This window comes from Profundibacter sp., from assembly GCF_056498605.1.
Genome location: NZ_JBSMEZ010000075.1, coordinates 1 through 15,583 on the forward strand (window position 1 = coordinate 1; position 15,583 = coordinate 15,583).

Here is a 15,583-nt window from a genome sequence, read left to right on the forward strand (position 1 = left end):
GGTTCGCAAGCATTCGCTGCAAACGGCAACAAGGCCGCCAACGCTACTGCAAAAAACTTATGGTCAATGCGGCCTCGCATCATAACCCCTGCCCCGGTTTCACATCAATCATTTCCAACGACTTGGCCGGATCACGGTGCATCTGCGCCATCACGTTCTGGCGTTTCACACCGGTGCGGTGGCGCAGCGTCAGCACAATCGCGCCGATCATCGCCACCAGCAGGATCAACCCTGCGGCCTGAAACAGATAGATGTATTGATCATAAATCAGCTGGCCCAAGGCCGCCGTGTTATGCACCTGCCCCACATCCGGCGCCACAGCCGCCCGCGCGGCCTGCGCCCCCTCGGACACTTCCCAAACCCCGAATACCATCGCCAGTTCCAGCAACAGCACAATACCGATCAAGCCCGCAATCGGCACGTATTTGGCCATCTGCCCGCGCAATTCGGCGAAATCCACGTCGATCATCATCACCACGAACATGAACAGCACCATCACCGCCCCGACGTAAACGATCACCAGCAGCATGGCGACAAATTCGGCCCCCAGCAGCACGAACAACCCCGCCGTCGAAAGAAACGCCAAAATTAACCACAGCACCGAATGCACGGGGTTTTTGGCGACCACTGTAAACAGTGCGCCAATCACCGCGCTAATGGCGAAGATGTAAAATGCGATATCCGCTACACCCATTTTTTCGTCCCTTCGTTCACGGGGTCATTGCCCCTCATTATTACCGTAACGCTTTGATCAGCGATAAGGCGCGTCCATTTCCAGATTGCGGGCAATCTCGGCTTCCCAGCGGTCGCCGTTATCCAGCAATTTTTCTTTGTCGTAAAACAACTCTTCACGGGTCTCGGTGGCGTATTCAAAGTTCGGCCCCTCGACGATGGCATCGACAGGACAAGCCTCTTGGCAGAACCCGCAATAGATGCATTTTGTCATGTCGATGTCATAGCGCGTGGTGCGACGTGACCCGTCATCGCGGGGTTCCGCGTCAATGGTGATCGCCTGCGCCGGACAGACCGCCTCGCACAATTTGCAGGCAATGCAACGCTCCTCGCCATTCGGGTAGCGACGTAGCGCATGCTCGCCACGGAAACGGGGCGACAGGTAGCCCTTTTCATGCGGATAATTCAGCGTCGGTTTGGGGGCAAAGAAGTATTTGAACCCCAGCTGAAACCCTTTGATGTAATCAAACAGCAGGAAATATTTCGTTGCGCGAACGTAATCAAATGCCATGTTCTTATCCCCCCACGGCCCAACGGGCATAGGCCCCGCCGAACGCTCCAAAATGCGCCATGAAGGCAACGAAGACGACCCATGCCAGTGACAGTGGCAGGAACACTTTCCAGCCAATGCGCATCAACTGGTCATAGCGGTAGCGCGGTGTGATCGCCTTGACCATCGCGAAGATGAAGAAGAAGAACACCATCTTGCCGAACATCCACAGCACGCCATCTGGCAAGAACGGGACGGGCGACAGCCAGCCGCCGAAAAACAGCACCGACATCAGGGCGCACATCATGAAAATCGCGATGTATTCGCCGGCCATATACAGCAGATAAACCGTGGCGGAATATTCCACCATGAACCCCGCGACCAGTTCGGATTCTGCTTCGGGTAAATCGAACGGTGGGCGGTTGGTTTCAGCCAAGGCACTGATAAAGAACAGGATAACCATCGGGAAATGCGGCAGCCAGTACCAGCTGAAGAAGCCGTAATTGCCGTCTTGGGCCCGCACAATGTCGCTAAAGTTCAGCGACCCTGTGGAAATGATAATCCCGATCAGGATCAAGCCGATGCTGACCTCATAAGAAATCATTTGCGCGGCGGACCGCATCGCGCCAAGGAACGGATATTTCGAATTTGACGCCCAGCCGCCGATGATCACACCGTAAACCTCAAGCCCGCCAATGGCGAATACATACAGCACCGCAACGTTCAGATCGGCCAGAACCCAGCCGTCATTGAACGGCAAAACCGCCCACGTCAGCATCGACATCACGAAGGCCACCATCGGAGCCATGATGAACAATGGTTTGTCGGCACCAGCAGGGATAATCACCTCTTTGACCACATATTTCAGCGCATCCGCCACCGATTGCAGCAGACCATAAGCGCCAACTACGTTGGGCCCTTTGCGCATCTGCACAGCGGCCCAGATTTTGCGGTCGCCCCACACAAGAAACAGCAGTGAAATCATCACAAAGGCAATGATCGCAAGCACTTGCGCGAAGATCAGAACAAAAATCCCTAGCGGGGTTGTTAAAAATTCAGCCATCAGTTCTCACACCCTCGGTATCGCGTTTTCGATGCAGTCGGTCACGGCGACCTCGGCATCAATTGTTTTCAGACCCTGCGGTAAGGCCGCCGAGATGGTATAAACCGAATCCCCGCTCCAAACGCCATTCTTTTCAATGATTTGCGTGCGCACATGGCGGGCAAAGCCGTAACCACGTATCAAGGCGTATTGCACCGCTGCGCAACGCGCATAATCGGCAACATCCGCATCATCCCGCGCCCCGCGCATGGAGACAAAGAAATTCACCAGATCGCCATCCAGCAGCCGCGTGTTGATCCCCAGATAGACGGGTTCAAACGGCCCCTGCTCCACCGGTTCCACCGGCTCGCACGCCGCCAACCCACCCACAAGGGTGAGGGCCGCTATCGCCTTATGAACCGTGAGCTGCATCATTATTCCGCTGCTACCTTTGTCGTGTTTCGGGCCTTGGCCCCTGCCGATAGTTCTGCCATCAACGCACTTGCCCGTGTGATCGGGTTGGTCAGATAAAAATCGGTGATTGTTTTTTTGAACGACGCCTTGGCCGGTTTTTTCAGGGCAATGCGCTTCCAGTCATTTTCTGGAACAACATCAATCGCGCCCATATGCGGCACCTCGGCGACGATGGCCTTGCGAAGCGCAGCCAGACTGTCATAGGGCAACGTCGCGCCCATTTCCGCCGACAATGCCCGCAGGATGGCCCAGTTTTCCTTGGCCTCGCCCGGTGCAAATCCGGCACGTTTGGTCATTTGTGGCCGACCTTCCGTATTCACAAACACGCCGCTTTCCTCGGTATAAGTCGCGGCGGGCAGGATCACGTCAGCGCGGTGCGCCCCACGATCCCCGTGGCTGCCTTGGTAAATCACGAACGCACCCTTGGCGATTTCCAGCTCGTCCGCGCCCAGATTGTAAACCACATCGGCCCCGTCCAGCGTAGCGCTCATGCCACCCTCGGTCACCGCATCCACATCCATCGCACCGACACGGCCAGCGGCAGTGTGCAGGATCATCAGCTTGCTATCGGTTGCCTCGGACAGTTTCATCGCTTGGGACAGAACCGCTTCGCCGTCCGCCTCGTTGATGGCCCCCATGCCGACGATCACCACGCTTGGAACCTCCAGCACTTCCTTGAACTTTTTGTCCATGGTGCTCATCAGGTCCGCACGGCTGTCGCCCATGTGGAAATACTCATAGGTCAGGTCCACCGGCTCGCCAATCAGCCCGATGTTCGCACCGCGCGTCCATGCCTTGCGGATACGCGCGTTCAAAACCGGCGCCTCGTCGCGCGGATTACAGCCAATCAGCTGGATCATCTGCGCGTTATCAATATCCTCGATTGTGGCGGTGCCAACATAGGCCGAACGATTACCCGCAGGCAGTTTCGCCCCATCCACACGGCACTCGACGTTGCCGCCCTGCCCCTCGATCAACTGTTTCAAAGCAAACGCCGCCTCGACCGGAACCAGATCACCGACCAGACCCGCAACCTTGGCATCCTTCATCGCAGCCGCAGCAGCCCTTAACGCCTCGCCCCACGTCGCAGGCTTCAACTTGCCACCAACCCGAACATACGGCTGATCCAGACGTTGCGACCGCAAGCCATCCCAGACGAACCGCGTTTTATCGGAAATCCATTCCTCGTTCACACCATCATGGTTGCGCGGCAGTATCCGCATCACTTCGCGCCCCTTGGTGTCCACCCGAATGTTGGAGCCAAGCGCGTCCATCACGTCAATCGTCTCGGTCTTGGTCAGCTCCCAAGGCCGTGCGGTGAACGCATAGGGTTTGGAGGTCAGCGCCCCGACAGGGCACAGATCAATGATGTTGCCTTGCAGATTGCTATCGAGCGTTTGATCCAGATAGGCGGTGATCTCGGCGTCTTCGCCACGGCCGATCTGGCCCATCACGGTGATACCGGCAATTTCGGTGGTAAACCGCACGCAACGGGTGCAGGAAATGCACCGCGTCATTTCGGTGGCGACCAGCGGGCCAAGCTCCAGATGGTCAACCGCGCGTTTTGGCTCGTTATAACGCGATCCGGACAGCCCATAGGCCACCGCCTGATCCTGCAAATCACACTCGCCGCCCTGATCACAAATCGGGCAATCCAGCGGATGGTTGATCAGCATGAATTCCATCACACCCTCGCGGGCCTTCTTGACCATCGGCGAGTTGGTTTTAACAACCGGCGGCTGCCCCTCAGGGCCAGGGCGCAGATCACGCACCTGCATGGCGCAGGAGGCCGCCGGTTTGGGCGGCCCCCCGACAACTTCGACCAGACACATGCGGCAATTTCCGGCAATGGTCAGACGCTCGTGATAGCAGAACCGTGGAATTTCCACGCCCGCGATCTCGCATGCCTGAATAAGGGTCATTGCCCCTTCAACTTCAACTTCAACGTCGTCGATGATGATCTTGCGCAGGTCTGTCATTTGCTATCTTGCCCTCAACATTTGCCCGATAAGGCTTTTCTTGGCGATTTCTTCACGGCCCAGCGTACAATAGCTTTCAGCATCGCCCACCACCGCACCATGCGATTTCAGGTAATCCGCTGCCATGCCCTTAACGCGGGCCTTCTCAACCGGATCTTTCATAAACGCCCGAACGTCGGCCTCGGCGTAACCCTTGCTCACCGCATAGGATTTCAACCCGTTCAGCTTGCTCCATGCCACCAGCATCCGCGCTGAAATGCTGGGGCAGGCCTTGCGGATTCTGTCCGCCACCACGCCTGACATCAGGGATTGATTGATGTGGGTTTCTTTCGGCAACGGTGTAAGCGCCGAAGCATTTGCCGCAGTCATTGCGAATACGGCCATCGCCACGATGAATGTCTTACGTTTCATAGTCATAAGCAGTCTCCTTTTGATATAAAGGAGATGGGGATTGACCCCTTTGATATGCAATAACACTGCATCATTACTCTGCCGCCACAGCGGAAACCCGCCCGGTTTTCTGATACTTGATACGGTCCTCAATCTCCCCACGGAAATGCCGAACCAGCCCCTGAATGGGCCACGCCGCCGCATCCCCCAGCGCGCAAATCGTGTGCCCCTCGACCTGTTTGGTCACGTCCAGCAGCATGTCGATTTCTTCAATCTCGGCCTCGCCCGTCACCAGACGGTCCATGATCCGCATCATCCAGCCGGTGCCCTCGCGGCACGGGGTGCATTGTCCGCAACTCTCGTGTTTGTAAAACTTGCTCAACCGCCAGATCGCTTTGATCACGTCGGTGCTTTCGTCCATCACGATCACCGCTGCGGTGCCCAGGCCCGAGCGTTGCTCGCGCAGCCAGTCGAAATCCATGATGCATTCATCGGCCACATCGCGTGGCAACAGCGGCACAGATGATCCACCCGGAATAACCGCTTTCAGATTGTCCCAGCCACCACGAACCCCGCCGCAATGCTTTTCCAGCAACTCGCGCAACGGGATCGACATTTCTTCTTCAACCACACAAGGATTCACCACATGGCCAGAAATACCAAACAGTTTGGTGCCCGCATTATTCGGCCGCCCCATGCTTGAAAACCAGCCACCACCGCGCCGCATAATCGTCGGGACCACCGCGATGCTTTCAACATTGTTCACCGTGGTCGGGCAGCCATACAGACCCGCACCAGCCGGAAACGGCGGCTTCATCCGTGGCATGCCTTTTTTACCCTCAAGGCTCTCCAGCATCGCGGTTTCTTCGCCGCAGATGTAGGCGCCAGCGCCGTGCGCCAGATAAAGGTCGAAATCCCAGCCGGATTTGGCAGCGTTTTTGCCCAGCAATCCGGCGTCATAACATTCGTCAATCGCCGTCTGCAGCGCTTCGCGTTCGCGGATAAATTCGCCGCGGATGTAGATGTAGGACGCATGTGCCCCCATCGCAAAAGACGCAATCAGCGCCCCCTCGATCAGGGTGTGCGGATCGTGGCGCATGATCTCGCGGTCCTTACAGGTGCCCGGCTCAGACTCGTCCGCATTGATCACCAGATAGGCAGGCCGCCCATCGCTTTCTTTTGGCATAAACGACCACTTCAAACCGGTCGGAAAACCGGCCCCGCCGCGCCCGCGCAGGCCCGAGGATTTCGCCTCCTCGACAACCCAGTCGCGGCCCTTTTTGATGATGGCAGCTGTGCCATCCCAATGGCCACGTTTTTTGGCCCCCGCAAGACTACGGTCATGCATTCCGTATAGATTGGTAAAGATCCGGTTTTGATCCTTAAGCATGGGCCTTATCCTCTGCTGTCGCGGCGCGTGCGCCAAATTTGATAGGTGTTGATCATCGCCCAAATGAACGCGGCCAGCGTGGCCAGATCGAACAGGAAGGCGTATTTGGTTTGCAACCCAATGCGCCCGCCCAACCATTGAGCCCCCATCCAAAGCACCATCGTCACCGCAATAACCACGGCAACCATGCGCGCTTTACGCGCCAGTGCTTCTTCCTGATCGGGGCTCAAAGTCATTCTCTTACGTCTCTCTTACTTCTTGTTCTTGGCGTAAACGCCGCCCTTGGCGACCTTCTTGGAAAACTCGGTTTTCCCGCCTTTCGCCAAAATTTTAGCCTGCTTGACCCACTCGTCGCGGCTTACGCGGCCCTTGAAACCTTCAAGGTTTTCATCAACCCATTTGACTTCTTGCGCACGCCAGCCAGACACCTGATCGAAATGGTAAACGCCCATTGTATTCAGCATGGTCTCCATTTTTGGCCCAACACCTTTGATCTGCTTCAGATCATCCGCCCCGCCGCTGCGTGCTTTTTTCAGCATCTCGGGCTTGCCGTCTTTGGCAACGGGTTTGCGGGCTGGTTTGGTTGCCGTTTTGGTCGCTGGTTTCTTGGCTGCAGGTTTCGCCGCTGCCTTTGCCGCAGGTTTCGCTGCCGCCTTGGCTTTCGGTTTGGCGACGGGTTTCACCGCCGCCTTTTTCGCGCCGGTTGACGCTGCACTTGCCGATTTTGCTTTGGGTTTCGCTGCGGGTTTCGCCGCCGCTTTGATCTTTGGCTTGGCAGCCGGTTTGGCCCCCGCAACCGCGCTTTTGGCTTTAGACGCAGATGCCGTCGTCGCAGCCCCTGCAGCAGCAGCCGTGCTTGAGATTCCCTGCGCAACTTTGGGCACACTAGGGGCAGTCGCCAGATCGCTGCTGCCAATAGCGTCTACTTCGGCAACCGCCGCTGGCGTTGCAGCTATATCATGCTCATGACGCGCTGTGTGCCCATGGGCCGATGTTTCCACCTCGCGGCAAAACAGACGTCCCAACAGGGCACCGCTGACAATGAACACACCCAACGCAAGGATCAGCGCAAAAATCATGCCAACCTCGAACCGGCCCGACAGGATCAGATATGTTGCCAAGGCCAATAATGCGCCGATGATCCAGCACATAACCGAACAGCTAAATAGTCCGCCTTCGTTTTCATTACTCATCTTGTTAATCCCCTGTTTCGTTCCCTGTTACACTTAATCACACAAAATCGCTGGCTCGGCGGGCCAAAACGGCCCCCTGCTTCTGGTTGCTGCATTCTGTGTTTTTTCACACATGTGAAAACCTTTTGTCCGGATGTCATTCGTAAACGCCACCCTTCTTAACTTTCTTGGAAAATTCGGTTGCGCCACCACGGGCCAGAACCTTGGCCTGTTTAACCCATTCATCACGCGATACGCGACCTTTGAAGCCCTCAAGGTTGTCGTCAACCCATTGCACTTCTTTGGCCCGCCAGCCCGACACCTGATCAAAATGGTAAACCCCCATCTTGTTCAGCATAGTTTCCATCTTTGGCCCGACACCCTTGATCTGTTTCAGATCATCCGCGCCGCCTACTCGCGCCTTCTTCAACATCTCGGGCTTGCCATCTTTGGCAACGGGCTTGCGGGCTGGTTTGGCCGCCTTGGCTGGGGCCGCTTTGACCTTTGGCTTGGCCGCCGGTTTCGCCGCCACTTTTTTCGCCGCCGGTTTCGTTGCTGCGCTCGAAGCAACAGGCCGCTTGCCCGTTTTGCCTAGCCACGGTGTCAGCAATGGCACCTCGGTGCCGTCAATCCGTTTAATGGTATCGCCCAGATCAACCGCCGCCTGAACGGATGCATTATACTGTGTCTTGCCGCTGTCGTATTCGGTCAATGATGTCAGCCCGCCCAATGGCTCGGCTGCGTACCGTCCGTTCTGCGGACCCGGCACAGGCACTTTGCCCGCCGCCAACTCATCCAGAATTTCGTTGAACCGCGCACCGGTCAGATCCTCGTAATAATCCTTGCCGACCTGCGCCATCGGCGCATTGGTGCACGCGCCCAGACATTCGACCTCTTCCCAGCTGAACCGGCCATCCGCCGACAGCTCGTGCGGGTTTGGCGCGATCTTCTCGCGGCATATCCCGATCAAATCCTCGGCCCCGCAAATCATGCAAGACGTGGTGCCGCAAATCTGGATATTAGCAACAGAACCAACAGGTTTCAGCTGGAACATAAAGTAGAACGAGGCCACCTCATAGGCGCGGATGTGGGCCAGCCCCAGCATATCGGCGATGTGTTCCATCGCGGGGCGGGTCAGCCAGCCTTCTTGTTCTTGCGCCCGCCACAGCAACGCAATAATCGCGCTGGCTTGGCGCCCTTCAGGGTATTTCGTCACCTGTGCCTCGGCCCATGCCTGATTGGCAGCGGTAAAGGCAAAATCATCCGGTTGCGTATGGTGCAGACGTCGCAGCATTACGGGCATCCCTCGTTAATCAGTTTAAGGCCGTCGACATTTTTAAGACGAACAACCAGCCGTTTTTCTTTCAGATAATCTGTAATTGCCATCAGTTTTTCCTCGGAAAATCCTGTCGCATCTTCGACCAGCGCGGCATTTTTGGAATGAACCTTACAATCCACAGCAATCATTGCAGCAACAAACTTATCCATCTCGCGGTTGGTAAAATCCCGTTCAATGACCTCACCACACCCCGAAGCCAAGAGCACCCAGCACAGGGCCAGCCCCTTAACACCCAGCGATATGATGCCGGTTTTGATCATTTGCTAACATCCGCAAAAGGCGCACATGTCACAGAGGGCTGATTATCGGCCATAGCTGCCTCGTCCCCTGCTGCAACGGCTGCAAAATACGCATCACTCAGATCAAAGTTACAAAACTCGATGTCGCTTTCGCCCTCAATCATCACAATGCCCTGCCCGACCTGAACATAGCTTTCCGACGTGTCTATAAAATCATACAACCCACTGCTGCTATCGATCACCGAGGCCGTGGCGACAACATTCATATCCGAAACAGGCACACAAACGACATTTGGCTGCGTCGCCGCAATGCCGGCGGCATCGCCCGCGCCATAAGCCGCAAAAAATTCAGATGTCAGACCGAAATGACAGGCCTTGATCTCGCTTTCACCCTCGATCATCACCACATTTTCGCGGATGCTGAAATACCCATCCGACAGGTCAATCAGCTCATACAGATTAGCATTCGCACTTTGAACATTCTGCGCCACAGCGGGCAGTGCCATCATCGCAGCAACACTTGCGGCCAAAGTCATACGTTTCATCATCTGTCTATCTCTCCAAAAACCAAATCCATTGTGCCCATCAGGGCGGCCACATCGGCCAGTTGGTGGCCGGTGGCCACATAATTCATTGCCTGCATATGCAAGAACCCCGGCGCGCGGATTTTCACGCGATAAGGTTTGTTTGATCCATCCGATACAAGGAATACGCCAAACTCGCCCTTTGGCGCCTCGACCGCGACGTAAATCTCGCCTTCGGGCACATGGAACCCTTCGGTATACAGCTTAAAGTGATGGATCAGCGCTTCCATGCTGGTTTTCATCTCGGCGCGTTTTGGCGGTGTCAGCTTGCCACGGGCCAGTACATCGCCCGGCTCGTTGCGCAGTTTTTCACAGGCTTGGCGGATAATCTTGATGCTCTCGCGCATTTCCTGCATCCGGCACAAATAGCGATCATAACAATCGCCATTCTTGCCCACCGGAATGTCGAATTCAAATTCGTCGTAGCATTCATAGGGCTGCGCACGGCGCAGATCCCACGCAAGGCCCGAGCCACGCACCATCACGCCAGAGAAACCCCAGTCCAGAATATCCTGCTCATTCACAATGCCGATATCAACGTTGCGCTGTTTGAACACACGGTTTTCGGTCAACAACCCGTCCATGTCTTCCATGAACTGCGGGAATTCATTCACGCACCAGTCGTCAATATCCTCGATCAGTTCAGGCGGTAGATCCTGATGCACACCGCCGGGCCGGAAATAGGCCGCGTGCAGACGGGCACCACAGGCACGCTCGTAAAATGTCATCAGGAATTCGCGTTGTTCAAACCCCCACAGCGGCGGCGTCAGTGCGCCCACATCCATCGCCTGCGTGGTCACATTCAACAGATGGTTCAGGATGCGGCCGATTTCGCAAAACAGCACGCGGATCAGGCTGGCGCGACGCGGGATTTCAACACCGGTCAGTTTTTCAATCGCCAGACACCACGCATGTTCCTGATTCATCGGCGCGACATAATCCAGCCGATCAAAATACGGCAGGTTTTGCAGATAGGTCCGGCTCTCCATCAGCTTCTCGGTGCCGCGATGCAGCAAACCAATATGCGGATCAGCACGCTCAACAATCTCACCGTCCAGCTCCAGCACCATGCGCAAAACGCCGTGAGCTGCAGGGTGTTGCGGGCCAAAGTTAATGTTGAAATTGCGGATACTCTGCTCGCCTTGGCGTGCGTCAATTGATCCGTCGTCAAATTTTGAGCCGTCCATAATCAGACCCTCGCCATGTTTTCCCGCCACGCGGCAGGAAGGGATTGAAACCGTTTCTCGACGGCATGATATTGTGGGGCCAGCAGTTTTTGCAGACCATTCCGCCGCGCGATATCCAGCTTTACAGGAATGCCCTCGTGCACACGTTTTTTCAACGGTGCCGCGTGATTGGACAGGCCCAGAAAGGCGCATAGATCGCGGATGGTGTCATCCTTGAACAGGGTCTCATAGAACAGCACCTTGCGATCACTCGCTGGCACCGCCTGCTCCAGCGCATCCAGCCCGCCCGCATAATCCGAGCGGTCATAGGCTTCATTCGGCTTACCGTTCAGCACCTCGTCGACCTCGGCCAGCGCATAGCCACGCATCAGTTCGGAATTGTCGGATTTGCGCCGCGCATTCATCCGGATATTGGACCACAACCGGTCCACCGGATCACGCAGAATATAGACAAACCGCGTTTCCGCTACCAATCCTGCCATCTGCTTCAAACGGCTCACCGGCATCATGCAATATTCCGGCGTGATATCTGCCGTCAATTTGGCCCCACGTGCCCCGTCCATCATATAGGCAGCATAGGCCTCGGGCGCTTCCTCGCGCAAATTCAGCACTTTCAGCCAATGACGCGCCTTGTTCAGCCGTTGCTTCACGGCTTGCACATCCTTGGCCTTACCATCCTCTAATTTCTGCTTCAGTTCCTGCACCAGATTGCGGGTCAGCTTGATCTGGCCACCGTAATAGCCGCTTTCCAGAATGTAGAAATACTTTAGTTCCTTGATTGGCGGCATGGCACACTCGGGGTGGCCCTCCAAATAGGAGAACAACCAGCTTGTGCCGGCTTTGACTGCTCCTATCCCGTACATCAGAACTGCATCCCCCATCCTAACCTTTGGCCTCGTCAGATTTCTCGTCGCCTGGCAGGATGTATTGCGCCCCCTCCCACGGCGACATGAAATCAAACTGCCGATATTCCTGAACCAGCGACACCGGCTCATAAATCACCCGCTTTTCCGCCTCATCATAGCGCACTTCGGTATAGCCCGTGGTCGGGAAATCCTTGCGCAGTGGATGGCCGCGAAACCCGTAATCCGTCAGAATGCGGCGCAGATCGCCGTGACCCGAAAACAGAATGCCGAACATGTCGAACACTTCGCGCTCAAACCAGCCAGCCGAGTCGTGCACATCGGTGATCGACGGCATGCTGTCGTCTTCACGCACCGCACATTTCAAACGGATGCGGTGGTTCTGATACATCGACAGAAAATGGTAAACCACGTCGAACCGTTTGGTGCGCGCTGGATAATCCACCGCCGTGATATCAACCAGAGATGAAAACCGACAGGTGCGATCCGCCTTCAAAAACTCGACAAACCCCGCCAGCCCCGTGGGCGCAACCTGCAGCGTCAATTCGCCATTTGTCACGCCATAAGACAGCACATCATCGGGCCGTTTCAGCTCGATATGTGCGCCAAGTTCATTCAATGCGTCCGACATACCTAGCGCCCCTACCTTACAATCGTGCCCGTGCGCCGGATGCGGCGCTGCAATTGCAACACTCCGTAGACCAGCGCCTCGGCTGTGGGTGGACAGCCCGGCACGTAAATATCAACCGGCACAATGCGGTCACACCCACGCACCACCGAATAACTATAGTGATAGTACCCACCGCCATTGGCGCAACTGCCCATGCTGATCACATAACGCGGTTCCGGCATCTGATCATAAACCTTGCGCAACGCCGGTGCCATTTTGTTGGTCAGGGTGCCCGCCACGATCATCACATCCGACTGGCGCGGGCTAGCACGCGGGGCAAACCCATACCGCTCGATGTCATAACGCGGCATCGCCGTGTGCATCATCTCAACCGCGCAACAGGCCAGACCGAACGTCATCCAGTGCAAGCTGCCGGTGCGGGCCCAGTTGATAATATCATCCGTGGTGGTCAGCAGAAAACCCTTGTCGGCCAGCGCGTCATTCATCGCGCGGGTGGAAACCTCTTTATCAGCCCCTGCCGTGTTTGAACCGGTCATCACTCCCATTCCAGCGCTCCCTTTTTCCACTCATAGGCAAAGCCGATGGTCAAAACGCCTAAAAACACCATCATCGACCAGAACCCGACCGTGGTTAAATCCTTGAACGCCACCGCCCATGGAAACAGAAACGCGATCTCCAGATCAAAAATGATGAACAGGATGGCCACCAGATAGAACCGCACATCAAACTTCATCCGCGCGTCATCAAAAGCGGCAAAGCCACACTCATACGCACTCAGTTTTTCGGGATCAGGATTCGTTGGCCCAAGGATGACAGCAGCAAGGATCAGAACGGCCCCAAGCGCCGTTGCCATACCCAGAAAAACAAGGATCGGAAGGTATTCTCTTAACAGGTCTTCCACGTGTGGCTCCCCAGTGCGTCAGATGTATGCGTCAAAACGCGCATGTTGTTGCTTATTCGAGGTTTACTCCTGCCCAATGGGCGGGTCAACCGAACCTATGACCAGATTGTCGGTTATTTCCGCCCAAACCACGTTTTGTATGCAATCGGACACTGATCTAGATCAAGGTTTGGCCAAACCGGCACCCCACCCAAAGACACCGAATCTTTCGCATCTCTTTTGCCTAAATATCCTCGGGGTGAATTGCCATCAGGCAAGAGGGGCTGACAGCCCCTAGTCCGAGACCCCATGGGGGGGGGGGGCGAGATATAAAGCGTTGCACAGCAACTCCGCTTAACTGGGCCGCCCTACCCGTCAACCACCCAGCGCGCATCCCGCTTCTCGAAAAACGCCGAAATTCCCTCGCGGATTTCCGCGCCTTCCCAGCGATCCACCAGTGACTGAACTGTCATTTCAATCACCGCATCATCAATCACCGGACCCAATCTGCGTGCCAAGGCCTTGGCATCGGCCACCGCCCCCGGCGCACATTTCAAATAGGCCGCAACCTCGACCTCCACCGCCGCATCCATATCCTCGGGTGCAACCACACGCGCCAACAGGTTCAGCGCCACCGCTTCTTCGGCATCAAAAATCCGCGATGACATGAACACGCGGCGCGCCTTGGCCTCGCCCATACGGGCAATGATATAGGGCGCGATGGTCGCGGGGATCACCCCCAATTTGGTTTCGGTCAACCCGAACCGCGCCCCCGTCACCCCGATAGCCACATCACAGACCGACATCATCCCGACGCCCCCACCATAGGCCTGCCCCTGAATGCGCCCGATCAGCGGTTTGGGCATGGTGTTCATCGCTTGCAACATGGTCGCCAGCTTGCGCGCCTCGGCATTGCGCGTGTCGTGATCAGCCGCCATCGCCTTTTGCATCCACGCCAGATCACCGCCAGCACAAAAACTTTTGCCAGTGCCCGTCAATACCACCACCCGCACCGATGCATCCGCCCCCAACGTGGCAGCCGCCTCCGTCAGCCCCGCAATCGCCTCGGGCGTCAGAATGTTGTGCTTGTCGGGGTTACTCAGGCGCAGTGTTGCCACCCCGCGGCTGTCAACGCTGATCTCGATCATGCTCATCCCCGCATCTTATGCGCCATATCCGCCGCCCGCACCAATGTCTCGCTGCACAGCCCAGTGTCATAGCCCAGCGCGGTGACATGCTCCTGCACCGCCTCGGTTGCCACATTGCCCTCGGCCCCGGGGGCAAACGGACAGCCGCCCAACCCACCGATGCTTGCGTCAAACACCCGCAAGCCCAGCGCCAGTGACGCATCGATATTTTCCAGTGCTTGGCCATTGGTATTGTGGAAATGCCCCGCCAACCGGTGCGCCGGAACCTCTTTCAGAACCGCCAGCAACATCCGCGCCACAGTGTCCGGTGTGCCGTGTCCCAGCGTGTCGCCCAGCGACACCTCGTAACAGCCCGCCGCAAACAAATCCGCCGCGACCTTGGCCACCGCCTCTGGCGCCACGGCCCCGTCATAGGGGCACTCAATCACACAAGACACATAGCCGCGCACCGGCACATCCGCGTGGCGTGCCGCGTTCAGGATCGGCGCAAACCGCTCGAAACTTTCGGCAATGGTGCAATTGATGTTCTTTTGGCTAAACCCTTCCGAGGCCGAAGCAAAAATCGCAACTTCGTCCACGCCTGCTGCAATCGCGGCCTCATACCCCTGCAAATTCGGAGTTAGCGCGGCATAAGCCACGCCATCGGTTTTCTGAATGCCCAGCATCACTTCGCTCGCATCCGCCATCTGCGGCACCTTCTTGGGCGACACAAAGGACGTCACCTCGATGTGGCGAAATCCGGCCTCCGACAGCGTATCGACCAGCGCTGTCTTCTCGGATGCCGGAATGGCGCGGGCTTCGTTCTGCAACCCGTCCCGCGGGCCAACCTCAAATATCTCGACAAATTTTCCACTCATGGGCTAACCCTCCTCAGGCGGTGCATAAAACGCTTCTTTGTAAATCACCGTATCACCATCCCGCGCCTTGGCCAGAGCAAAAGCAGGACGTGCGACCAATCGCTGATAATAACGGTCCAGATCAGGCAGGATGTGCGCTGGAACAAAATGCCGCGCGATCATCACCCCGTAACCCACATTGACATC

Annotated in this window: 19 protein-coding genes and 1 pseudogene; all 20 read right to left on the bottom strand. The window is 56.6% G+C overall.

The annotated features are described in order from the left end of the window. Window positions 1–79 precede the first annotated feature (79 nt). Window positions 80–694, bottom strand: a complete 615-nt coding sequence (locus tag ACWB12_RS07530) for an NADH-quinone oxidoreductase subunit J (protein WP_479529455.1) — start codon at window positions 692–694, stop codon at window positions 80–82. A 57-nt stretch (window positions 695–751) separates the two neighbouring features. Then, on the bottom strand, window positions 752–1,243 hold the full coding sequence (nuoI, locus tag ACWB12_RS07535) for an NADH-quinone oxidoreductase subunit NuoI (protein ID WP_479529456.1): 492 nt from the start codon (window positions 1,241–1,243) through the stop codon (window positions 752–754). 4 nt (window positions 1,244–1,247) lie between these two features. Continuing rightward, window positions 1,248–2,285, bottom strand: coding sequence for an NADH-quinone oxidoreductase subunit NuoH (nuoH, locus tag ACWB12_RS07540; protein WP_479529457.1), 1,038 nt, complete (start codon window positions 2,283–2,285; stop codon window positions 1,248–1,250). 6 nt (window positions 2,286–2,291) lie between these two features. Further along, window positions 2,292–2,696 (bottom strand): hypothetical protein, encoded by a 405-nt coding sequence (locus tag ACWB12_RS07545; RefSeq protein WP_479529473.1) that lies wholly within the window; start codon window positions 2,694–2,696, stop codon window positions 2,292–2,294. Window positions 2,697–2,698: 2 nt separating this feature from the next. Continuing rightward, window positions 2,699–4,717 carry an NADH-quinone oxidoreductase subunit NuoG gene (gene nuoG, locus ACWB12_RS07550; RefSeq protein WP_479529458.1) on the bottom strand — a complete coding sequence of 673 codons (2,019 nt, stop codon included), beginning with the start codon at window positions 4,715–4,717 and terminating at the stop codon, window positions 2,699–2,701. Between the two features lie 3 nt (window positions 4,718–4,720). Continuing rightward, window positions 4,721–5,134 (bottom strand): DUF5333 domain-containing protein, encoded by a 414-nt coding sequence (locus ACWB12_RS07555; RefSeq protein WP_479529459.1) that lies wholly within the window; start codon window positions 5,132–5,134, stop codon window positions 4,721–4,723. Window positions 5,135–5,201: 67 nt separating this feature from the next. Then, window positions 5,202–6,497, bottom strand: a complete 1,296-nt coding sequence (nuoF, locus tag ACWB12_RS07560; RefSeq protein WP_479529460.1) for an NADH-quinone oxidoreductase subunit NuoF — start codon at window positions 6,495–6,497, stop codon at window positions 5,202–5,204. Between the two features lie 5 nt (window positions 6,498–6,502). Beyond that, window positions 6,503–6,733, bottom strand: a complete 231-nt coding sequence (locus ACWB12_RS07565) for a DUF5337 domain-containing protein (protein WP_479529461.1) — start codon at window positions 6,731–6,733, stop codon at window positions 6,503–6,505. 15 nt (window positions 6,734–6,748) lie between these two features. After that, the gene (locus ACWB12_RS07570; RefSeq protein WP_479529462.1) at window positions 6,749–7,690 is read right to left on the bottom strand and encodes a hypothetical protein; all 942 of its coding nucleotides are present in this window, start codon (window positions 7,688–7,690) and stop codon (window positions 6,749–6,751) included. 136 nt (window positions 7,691–7,826) lie between these two features. Then, complete coding sequence (nuoE, locus tag ACWB12_RS07575) at window positions 7,827–8,963, bottom strand: NADH-quinone oxidoreductase subunit NuoE (RefSeq protein WP_479529463.1); 1,137 nt, start codon at window positions 8,961–8,963, stop codon at window positions 7,827–7,829. Then, a complete protein-coding gene (locus ACWB12_RS07580; protein WP_479529464.1) occupies window positions 8,963–9,268 on the bottom strand; it encodes a hypothetical protein in 306 nt (101 codons plus the stop codon). Before ACWB12_RS07580 ends, nuoE begins: the two co-directional genes overlap by 1 nt. Next, window positions 9,265–9,795, bottom strand: a complete 531-nt coding sequence (locus ACWB12_RS07585; RefSeq protein ID WP_479529465.1) for a hypothetical protein — start codon at window positions 9,793–9,795, stop codon at window positions 9,265–9,267. The genes ACWB12_RS07580 and ACWB12_RS07585 overlap by 4 nt, the downstream gene beginning before the upstream one ends. Further along, window positions 9,792–11,018 carry an NADH-quinone oxidoreductase subunit D gene (locus ACWB12_RS07590; RefSeq protein ID WP_479529466.1) on the bottom strand — a complete coding sequence of 409 codons (1,227 nt, stop codon included), beginning with the start codon at window positions 11,016–11,018 and terminating at the stop codon, window positions 9,792–9,794. The genes ACWB12_RS07585 and ACWB12_RS07590 overlap by 4 nt, the downstream gene beginning before the upstream one ends. A 2-nt stretch (window positions 11,019–11,020) precedes the next feature. Next, complete coding sequence (locus ACWB12_RS07595; RefSeq protein ID WP_479529467.1) at window positions 11,021–12,013, bottom strand: sulfotransferase; 993 nt, start codon at window positions 12,011–12,013, stop codon at window positions 11,021–11,023. Further along, window positions 11,901–12,512, bottom strand: a complete 612-nt coding sequence (locus tag ACWB12_RS07600; RefSeq protein WP_479529468.1) for an NADH-quinone oxidoreductase subunit C — start codon at window positions 12,510–12,512, stop codon at window positions 11,901–11,903. The genes ACWB12_RS07595 and ACWB12_RS07600 overlap by 113 nt, the downstream gene beginning before the upstream one ends. 11 nt (window positions 12,513–12,523) lie before the next feature. Then, a complete protein-coding gene (locus ACWB12_RS07605) occupies window positions 12,524–13,057 on the bottom strand; it encodes a NuoB/complex I 20 kDa subunit family protein (RefSeq protein ID WP_479529469.1) in 534 nt (177 codons plus the stop codon). Continuing rightward, the gene (locus ACWB12_RS07610; RefSeq protein ID WP_479529470.1) at window positions 13,048–13,413 is read right to left on the bottom strand and encodes an NADH-quinone oxidoreductase subunit A; all 366 of its coding nucleotides are present in this window, start codon (window positions 13,411–13,413) and stop codon (window positions 13,048–13,050) included. Before ACWB12_RS07610 ends, ACWB12_RS07605 begins: the two co-directional genes overlap by 10 nt. 347 nt (window positions 13,414–13,760) lie before the next feature. Beyond that, entirely contained in the window at window positions 13,761–14,546 is a 786-nt protein-coding gene (locus ACWB12_RS07615) for a crotonase/enoyl-CoA hydratase family protein (protein WP_479529471.1), read from the bottom strand. Beyond that, on the bottom strand, window positions 14,543–15,397 hold the full coding sequence (locus ACWB12_RS07620) for a hydroxymethylglutaryl-CoA lyase (RefSeq protein WP_479529472.1): 855 nt from the start codon (window positions 15,395–15,397) through the stop codon (window positions 14,543–14,545). Before ACWB12_RS07620 ends, ACWB12_RS07615 begins: the two co-directional genes overlap by 4 nt. Before the next feature lie 3 nt (window positions 15,398–15,400). Next, window positions 15,401–15,583: pseudogene (locus tag ACWB12_RS07625) on the bottom strand (glutathione S-transferase family protein); the annotation flags it as partial.

What these genes read in the sequence shown, in the direction of transcription:
- ACWB12_RS07530 (WP_479529455.1), bottom strand. Translation starts at nt 694, where the DNA reads ATGGGTGTAGCGGATATCGCATTTTACATCTTCGCCATTAGCGCGGTG.
- nuoI (WP_479529456.1), bottom strand. Translation starts at nt 1,243, where the DNA reads ATGGCATTTGATTACGTTCGCGCAACGAAATATTTCCTGCTGTTTGAT.
- nuoH (WP_479529457.1), bottom strand. Translation starts at nt 2,285, where the DNA reads ATGGCTGAATTTTTAACAACCCCGCTAGGGATTTTTGTTCTGATCTTC.
- ACWB12_RS07545 (WP_479529473.1), bottom strand. Translation starts at nt 2,696, where the DNA reads ATGCAGCTCACGGTTCATAAGGCGATAGCGGCCCTCACCCTTGTGGGT.
- nuoG (WP_479529458.1), bottom strand. Translation starts at nt 4,717, where the DNA reads ATGACAGACCTGCGCAAGATCATCATCGACGACGTTGAAGTTGAAGTT.
- ACWB12_RS07555 (WP_479529459.1), bottom strand. Translation starts at nt 5,134, where the DNA reads ATGACTATGAAACGTAAGACATTCATCGTGGCGATGGCCGTATTCGCA.
- nuoF (WP_479529460.1), bottom strand. Translation starts at nt 6,497, where the DNA reads ATGCTTAAGGATCAAAACCGGATCTTTACCAATCTATACGGAATGCAT.
- ACWB12_RS07565 (WP_479529461.1), bottom strand. Translation starts at nt 6,733, where the DNA reads ATGACTTTGAGCCCCGATCAGGAAGAAGCACTGGCGCGTAAAGCGCGC.
- ACWB12_RS07570 (WP_479529462.1), bottom strand. Translation starts at nt 7,690, where the DNA reads ATGAGTAATGAAAACGAAGGCGGACTATTTAGCTGTTCGGTTATGTGC.
- nuoE (WP_479529463.1), bottom strand. Translation starts at nt 8,963, where the DNA reads ATGCTGCGACGTCTGCACCATACGCAACCGGATGATTTTGCCTTTACC.
- ACWB12_RS07580 (WP_479529464.1), bottom strand. Translation starts at nt 9,268, where the DNA reads ATGATCAAAACCGGCATCATATCGCTGGGTGTTAAGGGGCTGGCCCTG.
- ACWB12_RS07585 (WP_479529465.1), bottom strand. Translation starts at nt 9,795, where the DNA reads ATGATGAAACGTATGACTTTGGCCGCAAGTGTTGCTGCGATGATGGCA.
- ACWB12_RS07590 (WP_479529466.1), bottom strand. Translation starts at nt 11,018, where the DNA reads ATGGACGGCTCAAAATTTGACGACGGATCAATTGACGCACGCCAAGGC.
- ACWB12_RS07595 (WP_479529467.1), bottom strand. Translation starts at nt 12,013, where the DNA reads ATGAGCCGGTGTCGCTGGTTCAGGAATATCGGCAGTTTGATTTCATGT.
- ACWB12_RS07600 (WP_479529468.1), bottom strand. Translation starts at nt 12,512, where the DNA reads ATGTCGGACGCATTGAATGAACTTGGCGCACATATCGAGCTGAAACGG.
- ACWB12_RS07605 (WP_479529469.1), bottom strand. Translation starts at nt 13,057, where the DNA reads ATGGGAGTGATGACCGGTTCAAACACGGCAGGGGCTGATAAAGAGGTT.
- ACWB12_RS07615 (WP_479529471.1), bottom strand. Translation starts at nt 14,546, where the DNA reads ATGAGCATGATCGAGATCAGCGTTGACAGCCGCGGGGTGGCAACACTG.
- ACWB12_RS07620 (WP_479529472.1), bottom strand. Translation starts at nt 15,397, where the DNA reads ATGAGTGGAAAATTTGTCGAGATATTTGAGGTTGGCCCGCGGGACGGG.